Source organism: Bradyrhizobium sp. CCGB12 (assembly GCF_024199845.1).
Taxonomy (GTDB): domain Bacteria; phylum Pseudomonadota; class Alphaproteobacteria; order Rhizobiales; family Xanthobacteraceae; genus Bradyrhizobium.
The window spans coordinates 1,955,053-1,970,767 of the sequence record NZ_JANADO010000001.1 but is presented as its reverse complement, the minus strand read 5'-3'; the positions used below and the strand labels follow the sequence as shown (position 1 = coordinate 1,970,767).

The 15,715-nt window shown below is 65.1% G+C and carries 17 protein-coding genes; 5 read left to right on the top strand and 12 right to left on the bottom strand.

Annotation, left to right across the window (positions count from 1 at the left end; genetic code table 11):
- Window positions 1-101: 101 nt before the first annotated feature.
- Both NLM27_RS09395 and NLM27_RS09390 read left to right on the top strand, forming a co-directional pair.
- Window positions 102-761: a glutathione S-transferase family protein gene (locus NLM27_RS09395; RefSeq protein WP_254143047.1), complete on the top strand. Its 660-nt coding sequence runs from the start codon at window positions 102-104 to the stop codon at window positions 759-761.
- Window positions 762-929: 168 nt separating this feature from the next.
- A complete protein-coding gene (locus NLM27_RS09390) occupies window positions 930-1,391 on the top strand; it encodes a glyoxalase/bleomycin resistance/extradiol dioxygenase family protein (RefSeq protein WP_254143046.1) in 462 nt (153 codons plus the stop codon).
- A gap of 70 nt (window positions 1,392-1,461) precedes the next feature.
- On the opposite strand, the gene NLM27_RS09385 is transcribed toward NLM27_RS09390, so the two are convergent.
- The 4 genes from NLM27_RS09385 to NLM27_RS09370 form a co-directional block, all read right to left on the bottom strand.
- Entirely contained in the window at window positions 1,462-2,202 is a 741-nt protein-coding gene (locus NLM27_RS09385; RefSeq protein ID WP_254143045.1) for a protein-L-isoaspartate(D-aspartate) O-methyltransferase, read from the bottom strand.
- Window positions 2,203-2,284: 82 nt separating this feature from the next.
- Window positions 2,285-2,770, bottom strand: coding sequence for an adenosine-specific kinase (locus NLM27_RS09380; RefSeq protein ID WP_254143044.1), 486 nt, complete (start codon window positions 2,768-2,770; stop codon window positions 2,285-2,287).
- Between the two features lie 66 nt (window positions 2,771-2,836).
- Window positions 2,837-3,184: a hypothetical protein gene (locus NLM27_RS09375; RefSeq protein ID WP_254143043.1), complete on the bottom strand. Its 348-nt coding sequence runs from the start codon at window positions 3,182-3,184 to the stop codon at window positions 2,837-2,839.
- Window positions 3,185-3,285: 101 nt separating this feature from the next.
- The gene (locus NLM27_RS09370; RefSeq protein WP_254143042.1) at window positions 3,286-4,818 is read right to left on the bottom strand and encodes an acyl-CoA carboxylase subunit beta; all 1,533 of its coding nucleotides are present in this window, start codon (window positions 4,816-4,818) and stop codon (window positions 3,286-3,288) included.
- A gap of 148 nt (window positions 4,819-4,966) precedes the next feature.
- On the opposite strand from NLM27_RS09370, the gene NLM27_RS09365 reads away from it, so the two are divergent.
- The 3 genes from NLM27_RS09365 to NLM27_RS09355 all read left to right on the top strand — a co-directional run bounded on the left by NLM27_RS09365 (window position 4,967) and on the right by NLM27_RS09355 (window position 7,297).
- Window positions 4,967-5,371: a DUF4260 domain-containing protein gene (locus tag NLM27_RS09365; RefSeq protein WP_254143041.1), complete on the top strand. Its 405-nt coding sequence runs from the start codon at window positions 4,967-4,969 to the stop codon at window positions 5,369-5,371.
- A 156-nt stretch (window positions 5,372-5,527) separates the two neighbouring features.
- Window positions 5,528-6,124 carry a hypothetical protein gene (locus NLM27_RS09360; protein ID WP_254143040.1) on the top strand — a complete coding sequence of 199 codons (597 nt, stop codon included), beginning with the start codon at window positions 5,528-5,530 and terminating at the stop codon, window positions 6,122-6,124.
- Between the two features lie 180 nt (window positions 6,125-6,304).
- Window positions 6,305-7,297 carry a dienelactone hydrolase family protein gene (locus tag NLM27_RS09355; protein ID WP_254143039.1) on the top strand — a complete coding sequence of 331 codons (993 nt, stop codon included), beginning with the start codon at window positions 6,305-6,307 and terminating at the stop codon, window positions 7,295-7,297.
- Window positions 7,298-7,457: 160 nt separating this feature from the next.
- Here NLM27_RS09355 and NLM27_RS09350 read toward each other — a convergent pair whose 3' ends face one another.
- The 8 genes from NLM27_RS09350 to NLM27_RS09315 form a co-directional block, all read right to left on the bottom strand.
- Complete coding sequence (locus NLM27_RS09350) at window positions 7,458-8,324, bottom strand: penicillin-binding transpeptidase domain-containing protein (protein WP_256569948.1); 867 nt, start codon at window positions 8,322-8,324, stop codon at window positions 7,458-7,460.
- A 24-nt stretch (window positions 8,325-8,348) separates the two neighbouring features.
- Window positions 8,349-8,612, bottom strand: coding sequence for an EscU/YscU/HrcU family type III secretion system export apparatus switch protein (locus NLM27_RS09345; protein WP_254143037.1), 264 nt, complete (start codon window positions 8,610-8,612; stop codon window positions 8,349-8,351).
- Window positions 8,609-10,228, bottom strand: coding sequence for a flagellar hook-length control protein FliK (locus NLM27_RS09340; RefSeq protein WP_254143036.1), 1,620 nt, complete (start codon window positions 10,226-10,228; stop codon window positions 8,609-8,611). Before NLM27_RS09340 ends, NLM27_RS09345 begins: the two co-directional genes overlap by 4 nt.
- Window positions 10,229-10,284: 56 nt before the next feature.
- The gene (locus NLM27_RS09335; protein ID WP_254143035.1) at window positions 10,285-11,079 is read right to left on the bottom strand and encodes an ATP12 family chaperone protein; all 795 of its coding nucleotides are present in this window, start codon (window positions 11,077-11,079) and stop codon (window positions 10,285-10,287) included.
- Window positions 11,080-11,155: 76 nt separating this feature from the next.
- Complete coding sequence (locus NLM27_RS09330) at window positions 11,156-11,455, bottom strand: hypothetical protein (RefSeq protein WP_254143034.1); 300 nt, start codon at window positions 11,453-11,455, stop codon at window positions 11,156-11,158.
- 41 nt (window positions 11,456-11,496) lie between these two features.
- Window positions 11,497-12,714, bottom strand: a complete 1,218-nt coding sequence (locus tag NLM27_RS09325; RefSeq protein ID WP_254143033.1) for an RluA family pseudouridine synthase — start codon at window positions 12,712-12,714, stop codon at window positions 11,497-11,499.
- Between the two features lie 56 nt (window positions 12,715-12,770).
- The gene (locus NLM27_RS09320; protein WP_254143032.1) at window positions 12,771-14,102 is read right to left on the bottom strand and encodes a replication-associated recombination protein A; all 1,332 of its coding nucleotides are present in this window, start codon (window positions 14,100-14,102) and stop codon (window positions 12,771-12,773) included.
- On the bottom strand, window positions 14,099-15,505 hold the full coding sequence (locus NLM27_RS09315; protein ID WP_254143031.1) for a DegQ family serine endoprotease: 1,407 nt from the start codon (window positions 15,503-15,505) through the stop codon (window positions 14,099-14,101). The genes NLM27_RS09320 and NLM27_RS09315 overlap by 4 nt, the downstream gene beginning before the upstream one ends.
- Window positions 15,506-15,715 lie beyond the last annotated feature (210 nt).

Genomic DNA, 15,715 nt, shown 5'->3' with positions numbered 1-15,715 from the left:
TTGCCCACCCTACGGCCTCTGCGCTTGGAGAAAAAACATCTCCTCCTGTCGGAATGCCCGCCCTTCATCCGTCCTCTGCCCAGACAGCACGGAGACACCGCATGCCTGACCTCACCCTGACCACCTTCGACTGGGTTCCCCCACCCCCGCGCGGCTTCGTGCGCGACCTCCGTGTGCGCTGGGCGCTCGAAGAAGCTGCCTTGCCCTATCGCGTCGCGAGCGTGCCGTTCGACGACCGGGGGCCTGCGCATCTCGCGCACCAGCCGTTCGGCCAGGTGCCGTGGCTGACCGATGGCGGGCTCTCGATCTTCGAGACCGGCGCAATCCTGCTGCATCTCGGCGAGCGCAGCGACAGGCTGATGCCACCAGATCCGCGCGGTCGCAGCGAAACGACGGAATGGGTGTTCGCGGCGCTCAATTCGGTGGAGATGGCCAGCCTGCCCTGGGCGCTGTCGAAGTTCATGGGCCATCCGACCGACACGGCGGCGTGGAAATTCGTGGACGATTTCGTCAAGCTTCGGCTCAAGCACATGGAGCCGGTGCTGGCGGGGCGCGAATGGCTGGCAAGCTCGTTCTCCGTCGCCGACATCCTGATGGCGGACGTGCTGCGCCTGGTCGATCGCTTCGACGGATTGGCGGAACATCCGGCCTGCCGCGACTACGTCGCGCGCGCCACGGCCCGTCCATCGTTCGCAAAAGCCCACCAGGACCAGATGGCGCATTTCGCCGCGGCCGATGCGGCACGCAATAGCCGACCATAGGTGGGTCGGGCGCCCCGCGACAAGCAGCGGACAGGCAGTGATGCGTCGGAGCGGGGCGCACCGGCTGTCATACTTTGTTCAAAGACCGGGCCGAAGATTTCGGACGCACTACGAGGCGGGCTGGGTCGTCCTGCATGGATCAAATCCATCAAACCAGAGGAGACAGCCATGGCAACCAAAGTAAAACCGGTTCCCGAGGGATACCACACCGTCACGCCCTATCTCGTCGTCGATGGTGCGGAGAAGATCATCCACTTCATGAAAGACGCTTTTGGAGCCCAACCGGTCTTCGAGCCGCTGATGCGGCCGGATGGCAAGGTTGGACATGCGGAGTTCAAGATCGGAAATTCCATCGTCATGATTTCCGATTCCTCGGAGCGCGCACAAGCAACATCCACGATGCTTTATCTCTACGTACCGAACGTGGATGCAGTCTATCAGCAGGCGCTCAAGGCCGGCGGCACATCGGTGATGGAGCCCGCCGATCAATTTTACGGCGACCGCAGCGGCGGCGTGACGGATCCGGCGGGCAACCGGTGGCACATCGGCACCCGTATCGAGGATGTATCTCCGGCCGAGCTTAAGAAGCGTGCGACGGAGGCCATGAAGCAGCAGAACAAGGCTGCTTAAGTGAAGTCACGCGCCGCGCAGGATGGGTTTCGATCAACCCATCCTGCGCGAACTCGACCGTTGCGCGCATCTAGTTCTGTGAACGCGTAAAGGGAACGAATCGCACGAGGGCAACGGCGCGCGTCGTCGTCTTGCCGGGTGCAATTTTTTCGACGATCGTGAGCTGCTGACTGGCGTAACCAGCTCCCACCGGCATAACGAGTCGACCACCCACGTTGAGCTGCTCGATCAACGGCGGCGGCGCATGCCCGAGCGCGGCCGTCACGATGATGGCGTCAAACGCACCGCATTCGGGCCAGCCATCGTAGCCGTCGCCGAGCCTGACGCTGACGTTGTTATACGCGAGATCTCTCAGTGTTTTCGTGGCGGTCTCGGCCAATTGCGGGATGATCTCGATGGTGCAGACCTTTCGCGCCAGGCGCGCAAGGATGGCGGCCTGGTAGCCCGAACCCGTGCCGACTTCGAGCACAACGTGATCGGGCGCGACCTCGGCCAACGCTGTCATCAGGGCCACGATGTAGGGCTGCGATATGGTCTGGCCTAGGCCTATCGGTACCGGGCTGTCGGCGTATGCGATCGAGCAGGATCGCTCAGGTATGAACAGATGGCGTTTGGTTTGTGCCATCGCCTCAAGCACCCTCTCCGGCAGGCCTTGCATACCCAAGCTACTTCCGGCGAACCGGGCATAGGCCCGGATGGTTTCGACCATGGCGGCGCGTTCGCGGACGCATTGGTCGTCCTGCGGGGTGCCCTGCGCGACCGCCTCCCACGCCGCGACAACCATGGCAAGCACGTGCAGCAAGACCTTCATGATCTCCTCCACGAGGTACGCAAATTTGCGGCGACCGCTTGCCCGCAACGAACGGAATCGATCGATGACCGGTATCCGGTCGCTACAGCTTGTAGCCGATGGTTCGCAGCAGGTCTTTCCGCCACGCAATGTCCGCGTCGGCCTCGACACCCAGCGGTGAGGCGCCATCCACCACGCCGAGCACGCCGCGGCCGACGTCGGTTTGAGCGACAATGACCTGTGTCGGATTGGCGGTCGCACAAAAGATGCGGCAGACCTCCGGCACCGCGCGCACGGCAGCCAGCACGTTGACCGGAAAGAATCCGTCACCCAGGAAGATCAGGAAAGTGTGTCCGGCGCCGATGGCCAATGCGTTGTCGCGCGCCAGCGTGAGAGCGGCTTCGTCGTTGCCCGACCAACGCACGAGCCGCTTGCCGGAGGCCTCGCAGAAGGCCAGTCCGAAGCGGATGCCCGGTACCGCGCCGACCAGCGCTTCGTGGAGGTCTTCCACGGTCTTGATGAAATGCGACTGGCCGAAGATGAAGTTGGTGGCGTCCGGCTTGACGATGGGCACCACGGTGAGTTCCATGGCTGCGCTCCTTCAAGGGTCCAACGCCAGTCATGGTAGGCCTGCGGCAGGCGATTGCAAGCCGCTTCACATCAGCTTCATGGGCGTATCAGCGACCAGACGAAGATCGATCCTGCCGATCAACTCCAGGCGGCGCACCTCCGCCGCGCTGATCGCGGAGTCGGTCTGCCGCAAGGTACTGACGTTCGAGCCCAGCGACACGATCCCGCCCAGCACCAGCGCGATCGACCCGAGCGCGGCGGTCTGACCTGTCCCGAGCAGGCCGAGCATCGTGACCACGAGCAGCGCCGCGCCGCCGCCGATCGCGATCTTGGACGCCAGGATGTATTTCCGGCATCGCTCGGCGATCTCGGCGAGCGCCTCGATCCGATCTTCGATGTCGGAGATTTCGTCGGTCGGATCGTCTTCGGTCATTGGATCAAGGATGCCAAATCAGAAGAAACCAGTAGCCCGCATGAGCGAAGCGAAATGCGGGACCAGGGACAAGACCCGGTGTCGCTACGCTCATCTCCATCTCACAACGGCAAATTGTCGTGCTTCTTCGCCGGCATTTCCGTCTTCTTGTCCTTCAGCATCGCCATCGCCCGCGCGATGCGCTTCCGCGTCGAGTGCGGCATGATGACGTCGTCGATATAGCCGCGCTCGGCTGCGATGAATGGCGACAGGAAGCGGTCCTCGTATTCCTTGGTTCTCGCGGCGATTTTGTCGGGGTCGCCGATGTCGCTGCGGAAGATGATCTCGACCGCGCCCTTGGCGCCCATCACCGCGATCTGGGCGGTCGGCCAGGCGTAGTTCATGTCGGCGCCGATTTCCTTGGAAGCCATGACGTCGAAGGCGCCGCCATAGGCCTTGCGGGTGATGATGGTGACCAGCGGCACGGTGCACTGCGAGTAGGCGAACAAGAGTTTCGCGCCGTGCTTGATCAGGCCGCCATATTCCTGCGCGGTGCCCGGCAGGAAGCCCGGCACGTCGACGAAGGTGACGATCGGGATGTTGAAGGCATCGCAGAAACGGACGAAGCGCGCCGCTTTCCGCGACGCATCGCTGTCGAGCACGCCGGCAAGCACCATCGGCTGGTTGGCGACGAAGCCGACGGTGCGGCCCGCGATGCGGCCAAAGCCGGTGACGATGTTCTTGGCGAAGGCGTCCGCGATCTCGAAGAAGTCGCCCTCGTCCACGACCTTGAGGATCAATTCCTTCATGTCATAGGGCTTGTTCGGATTGTCGGGGATCAGCGTATCCAAGGACATGTCGACGCGGCCGATGTCGTCGAAGCTCGGCCATTCCGGCACGCCATCGGTGTTGTTCGACGGCAGGAAGTCGATCAGGCGCCGCATCTGCAGCAGCGTCTCGACGTCGTTCTCGAAGGCGCCGTCCGCGATCGAGGAGCGCGTGGCGTGCACCGAGGCGCCGCCGAGCTCCTCGGCGGTGACCACCTCGTTGGTGACGGTCTTCACCACGTCGGGGCCGGTGACGAACATGTAGCTGGTGTTCTTCACCATGAAGATGAAGTCGGTCATCGCAGGCGAATAGACGTCGCCGCCGGCGCAGGGGCCCATGATGACGGAGATCTGCGGGATCACGCCCGAGGCGAGCACGTTGCGGCGGAACACGTAGGAGTAACCGGCGAGCGCGGCGACGCCCTCCTGGATGCGGGCGCCGCCGGCATCATAGAGGCCGATGATGGGCGCCCTCGCCTTCATCGCCATATCCTGGAGCTTTGTGATCTTCAGCGCGTGCGTCTCCGAGAGCGAGCCGCCGAACACCGTAAAATCCTTGGCGAAGACAAACGTCTTGCGGCCGTTGACGGTGCCCCACCCCGTGACGACGCCGTCGCCCGGCACCTTGGTCTTCTCCATGCCGAACTCGGTGGAGCGGTGCTCGACGAACATGTCGAACTCCTCGAACGATCCCTTGTCGAGCAACAGCTCGATGCGCTCGCGCGCGGTCAGCTTGCCGCGGGCATGCTGCGCCTCGATGCGCTTCTCCCCGCCGCCGAGCTTTGCGCCGGCACGACGATCTTCAAGGGCGTCCAGGATATGTTTCATTTGCTCCCGCCAGTTCTTAGCCTAAATGCGATTGCCGGGGTTCTAACACGGCATTTTGCGAGCCGGGAAGCGGCTTTCAGCGCCGCAGGGCTGCCCTGCCGCAGCGTGAAAGCGCAAGGAATTACAACGTTTTGCCTGGGAGACGACCATGGACGAGGAAGCTGCCGAGACCGGAGCTGCGACAGGCGGCGTCAACATCGTGCTGCGGCTGGAGGGCCTGACCCTGTTCTTGAGCATGGTGATGCTCTACGCGGCCTGGGGCGGCTCCTGGCTGGTGTTTGCCCTGCTCTTCTTCGCCCCCGATCTGAGCTTCCTGGCGTACCTCTCCGACGCGCGGTTTGGCGCGCTGGTGTACAACGCCGCCCACAGCTACATGGCCCCGGTGATGCTGCTGACGCTAGGCTTCGGCCTCGCCTCGCCCCTCACTCTGTCCATCGCCTTGATCTGGCTCGCCCATATCGGCATCGACCGGGCGCTCGGCTATGGCCTGAAATATTCGGCAGGATTCGGCTTCACCCATCTCGGCCGGATCGGCCGGCAGAGAAGCGCCTGATCCCCGCGCGCTGCCCAAAATTTGGTGACCCGGCCCGGTTGACCGGGCCAGCCGATTCAGGCTTGCTCCTAGCTCACGATCAGGCGCCGAATGTTGCGTGAGCCCAGTCGGTACGGCGGTGGTCATTGGCTCAAGCATCACGCAATCATCACTCAGATGTCCGCGACGGTCGTCCCCCTGCCGCCGAACTCATCGTCCGCAACCATCGACTTCCTGCGGCGCATGGCCAGCATGGTGTCGGGGCGGAACGGCGAGATGCTGCTGCGTGCAGCACGCCTTATCGAGTCGCTGGCACAGCGGGCGATGTCGGCCGAGCGGCTCTATCACGAGCAGCAGGACGAGAACACGCGCAGCACCGAGCTGCGCAAGGCCGCCGAACTCGCCTCCGACGCCATGGTCGGGCAGATCGAGGCGCTACGGGCGCAACTGGCCGAGGTCACCTCGGCCGCCGCCGCCGAACGTGCCGCCTTCGATGCCGAGCGCGGCAAGCTACTCATGATCATGCAGGATGCCGAAAGCCATATCGGCAAGCTAACGAATGAGCTCGATACGCTGCGCACTTCCGTCGACGGTTTCAACGAGACCGTGGTCTCCGTGCCGATCGAGGTGCTGCGGCTGGCGCGGACGCAGTTTGATTATCTGTCGAGCGGTTTTGCGAGACGTGGCGACGTGATCTCGCAGGCGATGAGCGAGATCGGCGGCTTTGCGATCGACCAGGCGCTGGCGCCGAAGAAGACGGCCGACAAGGCGTGAGGCATTCGAGGTCGTCATGCCCGGGCTTGTCCCGGGCATCCACGTTCTTTGCAGCAACTAAAGAATGTCGTGGATGGCCGGGACAAGCCCGGCCATGACGCTGAAGCCGATCGCCGCGTGTCAAATTGACAGCACGTAGGCCGGTTGGTCTACTCCATGAAAATCATAAGGGAGTATCCGATGCGAATGGCATTCCACGTCGCTGCCGCGTTGATCGCACTTTGCGTCTCAACCGTGCTCGCCAACGCACAATCCCTCCCCAAGGAGGTCGCCACGCGCGCCGAGATCTATCCGATCCCCTCGCTCACCCTCTCCGACCAGCAATTTCTCAGCGGCGATGCGGCGGCCGGCAAGCCGGTGACGGTCGCGGGCGAATTCCGGGTGGCCCAGGGCACCGGCAAGCTTCCCGTGGTGGTGCTGATGCACGGCTCCAGCGGAGTCGGCGCCACCACCGAAGCCTGGGTGCACGCGTTCAATGCCATGGGCATCTCGACCTTCGTGATCGACGGGTTTACCGGCCGCGGGCTGACGATGGTGGGACCGAACCAGGCGCTGCTCGGCCGGCTCAATCTGATCGTCGATATCTACCGCTCGCTGGAGATTTTGGCGAAGCATCCGCGCGTCGATCCTGATCGCATCGTGCTGATGGGCTTTTCACGCGGCGGACAGGCGACACTCTATGCAAGCCTCGCGCGCTTCAACAAGCTCTGGAACAAGTCCGGTATCCAGTTCGCGGCCTACATCCCCTTTTATCCGGATTGTTCGACGACATACCAAAGCGACGCCGAGGTCTCCGCGCGCCCGATCCGCATCTTCCACGGCGCGCCCGACGACTACAATCCCGTGAAGAGCTGCGAGGCCTTCGTCGAGCGGCTCAAGGCCGCCGGGCGCGACGTCGTGCTGACCGAATACCCCGACAGCGCACACGGGTTCGACAGCGGCCTGCTCGGTGTCAACGCCATCGCTGTATCCGCCAATGCGCAAACTGTGCGCAACTGCCACATCAGGGAAGGCGACGGCGGCGTGCTGATGAATGGCGATACCAACGCGCCCTTCTCCTACAAGGACGCGTGTGTCGAGCTCAACCCGCATGTCGGCGGCAATCCGAAGACTGCCGCCGAAGCGCGCAAGGCCGTGGAGGAGTTTTTGCAGGCGCTGTTCAAGCTGGGCTAGGCCGGAGCGACGGCTCGGCCTTCATGGTTCGAGACGCCCCGCATTGCCGGCTCCTCCCCATGAGGGGCAGGACGAAGCAATCCAGCGGAGATGTCTGGATTGCTTCGTCGCAAGAGCTCCTCGCAATGACGTTGGAGAGAGCAGCGCCGGCGCGGTAACGCTAGATCGCGCCGATCTCGGCAAGGCAGGCTTGCGTCAGCGGCATGCGCTCGCCGACGAGGCGCGGCTCCTTGCAATCCATGTTGAGGGCGAAAACGGTGTGGGCCTCACCCTTCTCGGCCCAGCCCACCATCCAGCCGAGCGACGGCTCGCCGCGCTCGGCACCGAGCAGCCCGGACTTGGCGCGAATGACGCTATCACCGACCTTGGTCACCGGCAGGATGTCGGCGACGAGGTCCTGGCTGCGCTTGCTGATCGGCAGCGCGCGGCGGCGCAGCCGGTCGACGAAGTCGATCTGCTCGACCGGATCGATGCGCAAGGCCCCGGTGAGCCAGAATTGGTCGATGCCGCCGCCGATGTCACGGTTGCCGTAGTCTAACAGGTCGACATACTTTTGCATGCGCTCCTGACCGACACGTCGCGCGATCTCCTGATAGACCGGCACCGCGCTGACCGCGATCGCACTGCGCAGCGTGTGATCCTTGTTCCAGGCCTCGATCGGGCGCTTGACGCCATCCCAGGGAAACACGTCCTTGTCGGGATCCGTGACCACACCGGTCTCCAGCGCAATCAGCGAGTTCGGAATCTTGAAAGTCGAGGCCGGCAGCTTCGCCTCGCCCGAGCGCTCCTTGTCGCTGGCGACGATCAGATAGTCCTCGACCTTGTAGCCGACGAACGTGCCTGACGTGCCGAGGTCGGTGAAGCGCTTTGCGAGGCTTTCGCGGATCTCGTTGCGCGGCGGGGCAACGTGGGCGAACGCACGTGCCGGCAGGGTGGCGGATGCGGCGAGAAGGCCGAGGGTGGAACGGCGGGTGAGCACAGGCGGAGTCCGTTGAACGATGAAAGTGACGGCTACAATGCCACCCATATCTGGTCAAACGATGACAGCGTGCTAGCGCCCCCGGCCTGACAATCGCAGCACGAATACCAGCACTTCGGCGACGGCCTTGTAGAGGTCCGGCGGGATCTCCTCGCCGAGCTCGACCTTGGAGAGCGCTCCGGCCAAAACCTCGTTCTCCTCGATCGGGATGTCATGGGCCTTGGCGATCTCGACGATCCTTTCGCCGATCGTGCCCTTGCCCTTGGCGACGACGACCGGGGCGCCAGAACCCTTCTCATAGTGCAGGGCAATCGCAAGCTTGGATGGGTCGCTCATGTGGCGCGATCCAGGAAATGGCCGGCGCGGGCCGGTGCCGGTTGCGGCGGCAGGCCGTCGCGGACCACGATGTCGCCGGGCTTGAGCTCGGCTCTCGTCAGTGCCTGGTTGAGTTCACCGATTCCGGCGCGGAGCTGCTGCGCCGTCGCCGGCCGCTCCGCCCACATCCGCACAAAAGTCTTGTCGCCGTTCAGCGTGATCAAAGCGTGCACAGGACCGGCCGGCTCGACATTGAGCGAGAAGCGCGCACGCCAGGCGCGCGTGGCGGGATCGGCGGATTCATTGCCGCCATCGCGCGAGATCTCGAACTGTGCCATCGCGGTGCCCTGCGGGGTTGCGAAGGGGATTTCGAAATTCCACTGCGGCACGGTCGGGTCGATGCGGTGGCCACTGGCATCGACGCGATCGGGGAGCGAGGCGACCTGGAGCAAGGTCTGCCGGGCGATCGCGGCATCGGTGTCGTCGAGCAGGCGGTGCACCGTGGTGGCCAGCGGCGTATCGGGCGCCAGCGACGGCGCGGCGATGGTCTGCGGCGCCGGCAATGCGCCGCGGAACGGCGGCGGCGTGGTCGCATGGGTGGCCGCCTCGAAGATGTGGCCATCCGGCACGGCCTTGTTGGAGCCGGGCACGTTGCCGATCATGCGCGGCAGGTTTTGCGTCATCTCCTGCAAGAGGCTGGCGGCAAGGCCTGCGGTCACGGTCCTGGGCATCGCGGCCTGCGAAGCGCCGGCGGCGGTATCAGCCAGTACGGCGGCCGCGAGCGTGGCACTGCGTGGCACTTGCTGCGGTTGGGCGATTTCAGCTTCGGTTGACGGCATTGCGGCCGGCACGGCACCGCCTGTTGCTGGAGCAGGCGCAGCGGCTTGCGCTGTGCCCGTGGCACTGGCCTGAGGCGTGGCGCCTTGTGCCTGGGGCGCGGTCCCTTCGAGCGTAGCCAGCGTCTGGCGCAACACCAGCAGCGCAGCTTTCAAATCGGGCATTGCCCCCGACGATGGCAGCGCGCCCGTGGCCAGCGAGGCCTCGAGGAACAGGCCGGATTTCTGAAAGGCAGTCTCGATATCGCCGCCATCGAGCCCGGCGTTGAGTGGCGTCTGCTGCGCCAGCACGTCCAGCACGGCCTGCTTCAGACCCGCCGGCAAATCGCTGCCGGTGACCACCGCGGCGAGATTGGCAAACAGCGGCGCCTGGCTGCCCTGCCTGGTCACGGCCTCGGCGGATGCCACGGTGACGGCAACCTGCTCCGACGGCGTCAGCGTATTGCGTATCGCGCTCGCGGACGGCGCCAACGGCGGGCTCTCCATCAGCAAGGCGGCGCGGGCCGTCAGCGTGACCTGATCGGGAATTGCCTCGCCTGCCCCGCCCATAACCGCGAGCCGGATGGCGCCGTTGTTCTGCGACACCGCGAGCTGGAGATTTTGCCCGGGCGACAGCGCCACTTCCGACATCACGTCCATCGAAAGGTTGGCGATTGCGATCCGCACCAGATTGTCGGCGAGCACACTCACGACTTTTGCGTCCACGACGCTGCCAGCCTGAAGCACGAGATCGGGCGTCGTCGCATCAGCCACGGGGCTGGCGGCACTAACCGGAAGGATCGAGTTGATCGGCGTCGGCATCTTGGAGGCCCAGGGACTACTGGTCCCACCCTAAGGCCGCCGTCGTAAACCTCTCGTTAAGGACCTTTGGCCACGAGCGGCTTTACCGCGGCCAGGACCGCCACGGCGGCGTCGAAATCCCGCGCGCGGACGGCCCGGCGGCTAGCTGCCTCCTCGTCCACGCCCCATTGGTCGGTGTTCCAGTCCTCATCGACATGGGCGGCGGCCCAGACCTGGCCGGCCTCCCGCGCGCCATGGACCAGGGCCAGCGCCAGCAACGCCGAGCCAGTCAGGGTGGTGATCATATGGAGCGCCGCGACCGACCAGGCATCCCCCGGCAGTGCGGCGCGCGCGGCCCTGACCGCCTCCTCCGGCTGCTTCACATGCATGATGCCCTCGGACAGGATGAAGTGTGCGCCCAGCGTCTGCGCGGCCCAGAACAGCACGGGGTCCCAATGCGCGGCCTCGCGGGCAACCAGCCCTTCGGGGTGCCCGGCACGATAGAACAGAAGATCGGTCTCGAAGTATTTTGCGAGATCGTCGACGACATCGTCGACGCGGTCGATCACGCCTTCGACCACGCTGTTGGCGATCCGCGTCAGCGGCATGGTCACGGGATCGATCGTCTCGCCCTGGGCCGCCCATTCGGCGGCCACCGCAACGGCGAGCTCGCGCGAGGGGATCACAACCTGGCGGCCGGAGGGCGTGCGGATCGGCTTACCGTCGAGGGTGATGGCGAAGCCGCCCTCGGCCTCCGTGACATCAGCCGCCTTGTAGAAGCGCTTGCGCAGCGGCGCGCGCGCGGACTGCCGGGCCGCCTCGCGTGGGTCGGGCGGGGACTGCCCCGCAGCTTCATCGAACAGTTCGCGCATGTCGGTTCTTCGATCCTGCTCTGCTAACCAAACTACGTGTGCCGTCCTGACGAAGCCAGGACGAGGATGCATGCTGCTAGTTCGCGCAACTGCGCGCATAAGTACCGCGATCGGCTGGGCCCAGTCCTGCGGCCGCCGCGTCGTCGAGGCACTTCGAGACGCGATCGCTGAACGAATTGCGCGGGAGCGGCTGATAGTTGTAGCGCGGCGGCGCGTCGAATTGCGGAATCTTCGGCACCTCGATCCTCGGCGGCGGTGGTGGTTGAGACAGCGGTGGAGCGAGCCGCGAGGCACCCGGCAGCACATATTGCGCGTGGGCGGCCTGCCCCACGAACAGCGCGGCCGCCAGCAAAAGACAGATCGAGAGCCGTGTCATGGGGGGACATGTCGTGGGTCTGTCGCCCCCATTCAACCCGACTATTCTTCAGGTGCGTTCTCGATCGGATCAAATCTGGCTGCATCGAGACCGAGCAGGTTCCACGACTGCTGCATGTGCGGCGGCAGTGGCGCGGTGGCATCGATTACGCCGCCGCGCGGATGCGGGATAACGATCCGGCGCGCCAGGAGATGCAGCCGGTTCTGCAGCCCGCCCGGCAGCTGCCAGTTCTCGATATTGAAATATTTGGGGTCGCCGACGATGGGATGGCCGATATGTTCCATGTGAGCGCGCAGTTGGTGGGTGCGGCCCGTGACAGGCTTCAGCGACACCCAGGTCAGCTTGTTGCCGGCGGTCTCGACCACCGCATAGTACGTCACCGCGTGGCTTGCGCCCTCGTCGCCGTGCTGGGCGATGCGCATGATGGTGTCGTCCTCGCTCTCCTCCTTCGCGAGGAAGGTCGAGATGCGGCCCTGCTTCGGCTTCGGCAGGCCCGGCACTAACGCCCAATAGACCTTTCGCGCCGACCGCGAGCGGAACGCGCCGGTCAGATGCGAGGCGGCAAAGCGCGTCTTGGCGATCAAGAGACAGCCCGAGGTCTCCCTGTCAATGCGGTGCACGAGGCGCGGCTTCTGGCCCTTGGAATCGCGCATCACCTCCAGCATCTGGTCGATGTGCCGCGTCATGCCGGAGCCGCCCTGCACGGCGAGGCCGGCCGGCTTGTTCAGGACGAGGACGTCATCGTCCTCGTAGATCGTCATCTCCTTCAGCGCCTTGAGTGTCTTCTGCGCAGCTTCCGAGAGCTCGCCGACGGCCTTCGGTGCGTCGAGCTTCAGCGGCGGAATGCGGACGCTCTGGCCCTCCTCCAGACGGTCCTTGCTGTCGACGCGCTTGCCGTCGACGCGCAGCTCGCCTTTGCGGACGACGCGCTGGATGTGGGAGAACGACAGGCCGGGAAAGCGCGCCTCGAGAAAGCGGTCGACGCGCATGTTGTTCTCGTCAGCCGTCACCGTGACGGTCTGCACCTTGGTCGGCAGCAGTGTCTCGACGGGCTTTTCCCGCGCAGGCTTTTCCACCGTAGCTTTGGGCGGACGCCGCTCGGCGCGCTCGCCCGCAAAGCGCGGCGGCTTGCTGCCGCCGGGCTTGCCACCCGGACGCAGGCCTGCGGTCTTCGCGCCGCGCGCCTGTTGCGGGCGCGCCTCCTTGCGCTCATCGCGCTCGCGGGGCTTGGGGTTCATTCTCTTGATGCGGCGGCTCATGGTTGACTGCCTAGCCCAAAAGCGCGCTTTCGTCACGACGAAATGGCAATTTGGCCTCAGCCACCTCGCTCCTTACGTAGCTTGGCCCAGTAATCCAGCCGCTTGCGGATCTCGCGCTCGAAACCGCGCTCGGGCGGGTCGTAGAAGGTCTGGCGTCCGAGGGCTTCTGGAAAGTAGTCCTGGCCGGAGAAGGCATCCGGTGCGTCATGGTCGTATTCGTAGCCGGAGCCGTACCCTTCCGACTTCATCAGCTTGGTCGGGGAATTGAGGATATGCTTGGGCGGCAGCAGCGAGCCGGCCTGTTTTGCCACCTGCATCGCCGTGCCAAAGGCGGTGTAGACCGCGTTCGATTTCGGCGCGGTGGCGAGGTAGACCACGGCCTGCGCGATCGCGAGCTCGCCCTCGGGATGGCCGAGGAAGTCGAAGGCATCTTTCGCCGCATTCGCGACGACGAGCGCCTGCGGATCGGCAAGGCCGATGTCCTCCACCGCCATGCGCACGACGCGGCGCGCGAGGAACAGCGGGTCCTCGCCGGCATCGAGCATGCGCGCGAGATAATACAGCGCGGCATCGGGATCGGAGCCGCGCACCGACTTATGCAGTGCGGAGATCAAATTGTAATGGCCGTCGGCGGACTTGTCGTAGATCGGCGCGCGGCGCTGCAAGATCTCCTGCAGCTGCGCGGCATTGAAAACCTCATCCGCCCGCGCCGAACGCCAGACCTCTTCGGCGAGCGTCAGCGATGCGCGGCCATCGCCGTCGGCCATGCGCACGAGCACGGCGCGAGCCTCCGCGTCGAGCGGCAGCTTGCGGCCCTCGACCGCCTCCGCATGCGCGAACAGTTTTTCGATCGCGGCGGCATCGAGCGAGCGAAACACCAGCACGCGCGCGCGCGAGAGCAACGCCGCGTTGAGCTCGAAGGAAGGGTTCTCGGTGGTGGCGCCGACCATGACCACCGTGCCGTCTTCCATCACAGGCAGAAACGAATCCTGCTGGGCGCGGTTGAAGCGGTGGACCTCGTCGACGAACAGCAGCGTGCCCTTGCCCATCTCGCGGCGGGCGCGCGCCGCATCGAAGGCCTTCTTCAGGTCGGCGACGCCGGAGAACACCGCGGAAATCTGCTCGAAATGCAGATCGGTCGCATCCGCCAGCAGCCGCGCCACCGTGGTCTTGCCGGTGCCGGGCGGCCCCCAGAACACCAGCGAACCGAGCGTGCGCGTCTCCAACATGCGCGTCAGCGCGCCGTCGGGGCCGAGGATGTGATCCTGGCCGACGACCTCCGATAATGCGCGCGGGCGCAGCCGGTCCGGCAGCGGATGCGGAGCCTCGTGGTCGAGCCCCGCCGCGGCAAAGAGGGTTGGCGTCTCCTGTGGTCGCTTCGGACTCATCCGCCCAGCGTGACGTTGATCTGCTGGCCGCCGCGCACCAGCGTGATGCGCCACACCCGTGGTCGTTCACCGGCGGCCTTCTCGAGGTCGCCGGTCTTGCCGATCTTCTGGTTGTTGACGGCCTGGATGATGTCGCCCTTCTGGAAGCCGACATTTGCGGCCGCGGTATCGCCGCCGACATCGGTGATCACGACGCCCTCGGTGTCGGCGTCCAGATGCAGCTCGTCGGCGACGGCCGGCGTAATGGTCGAGACCTTCGCGCCCTGGAATGGCGAGCGCGCGGTGACGACGAGCTCGTTGCGGCCGGAGTCGGGTGCGCTCTCAAGTGCCACGGTCAGCTTCACCGGCTTGCCGCCGCGCTGTAAGTCGATCTGCGCGGTGCCGCCGAGCGGACGGGTCGCGAAGCGGTAGTCGAAGGCGTTGGGATCATCGACGGTCTGGCCGTCGATTCCGGTGATGAGGTCGGAGGATTTCAGACCGGCCTTCGCCGCCGGGCCATTCGACACCACGCTTGCGACCAGCGCACCGGTCGGCGAGCGCAGACCGAGGCTCTCCGCGATCTCTGGCGTCACCGCCTGCAATTTTGCCCCCAACCACGGCCGCTTCACCGCCTTGCCGCCGCTCTTGGCGGAGGCAACGACGACGCGCACCATGTTGGCGGGGATCGCAAAGCCGATTCCCTGCGAGCCGCCGGAGCGCGAATAGATCGCCGTGTTGATGCCGGCGAGCCTGCCGCTCATGTCGACCAGCGCGCCGCCGGAATTACCGGGATTGATCGCCGCATCGGTCTGGATGAAGAACTGGTAGTCGGTGATGCCGACCTGCGTGCGCGCGAGCGCCGAGATGATGCCGTGGGTCACGGTCTGGCCGACGCCGAAGGGATTGCCGATCGCCAGCACGACGTCGCCGACCAGCAATTCGTCGGAATTGGTGAAGTCGAGGGTCGGGAATTTCTCCTTGGTGTCCTTCAGTCGCAGCACCGCGAGATCGGTGCGGGAATCCTTGAGCAGGATCTCCGCCTCGAACTCGCGCTTGTCCGACAGCGATACTTTCACCTGGTCTGCGCCCTCGATGACGTGCACGTTGGTGACGACGAGGCCGGAGGCATCGACGATGACGCCGGAGCCGAGCGAACGCTGCATCTGCTCGGGCTGCTGGCCGGGCACGCCGAAGAAGCGGCGGAAGATCGGATCGTCCAGCAGCGGATTACGGTTCTGCACCACCTTGGCGGCATAGACGTTGACGACCGCCGGCTGCACCCGCTGCACGATCGGCGCATAGGACAGCCGCAGCTCGGCCGGCGACGACGGGACGCGGCGGTCCTGCGCAGCGGCCGGATTGAAGTGGGCTGAAAACGCTATGCACAATGCCGTGATGACGGCGGCACGGATCGATCGAAACATTCCTACCTCTCGGAAAAGACGCCGGAATATAGGCGCGTTCGCCCCTCAATAGAAGGCCGCCCGGCGGCAATATTCACCCCTTCCGGGTGTCACCGGAATGCAGCCTCCGTGCGAAATCGCAAATCCGTCCGGCGCGACAGATTGGCATGACGCACATCATCCAGCATTCTACCCAATGGTGGATTCGGTTGCGGCGAATTTGCACCAGTG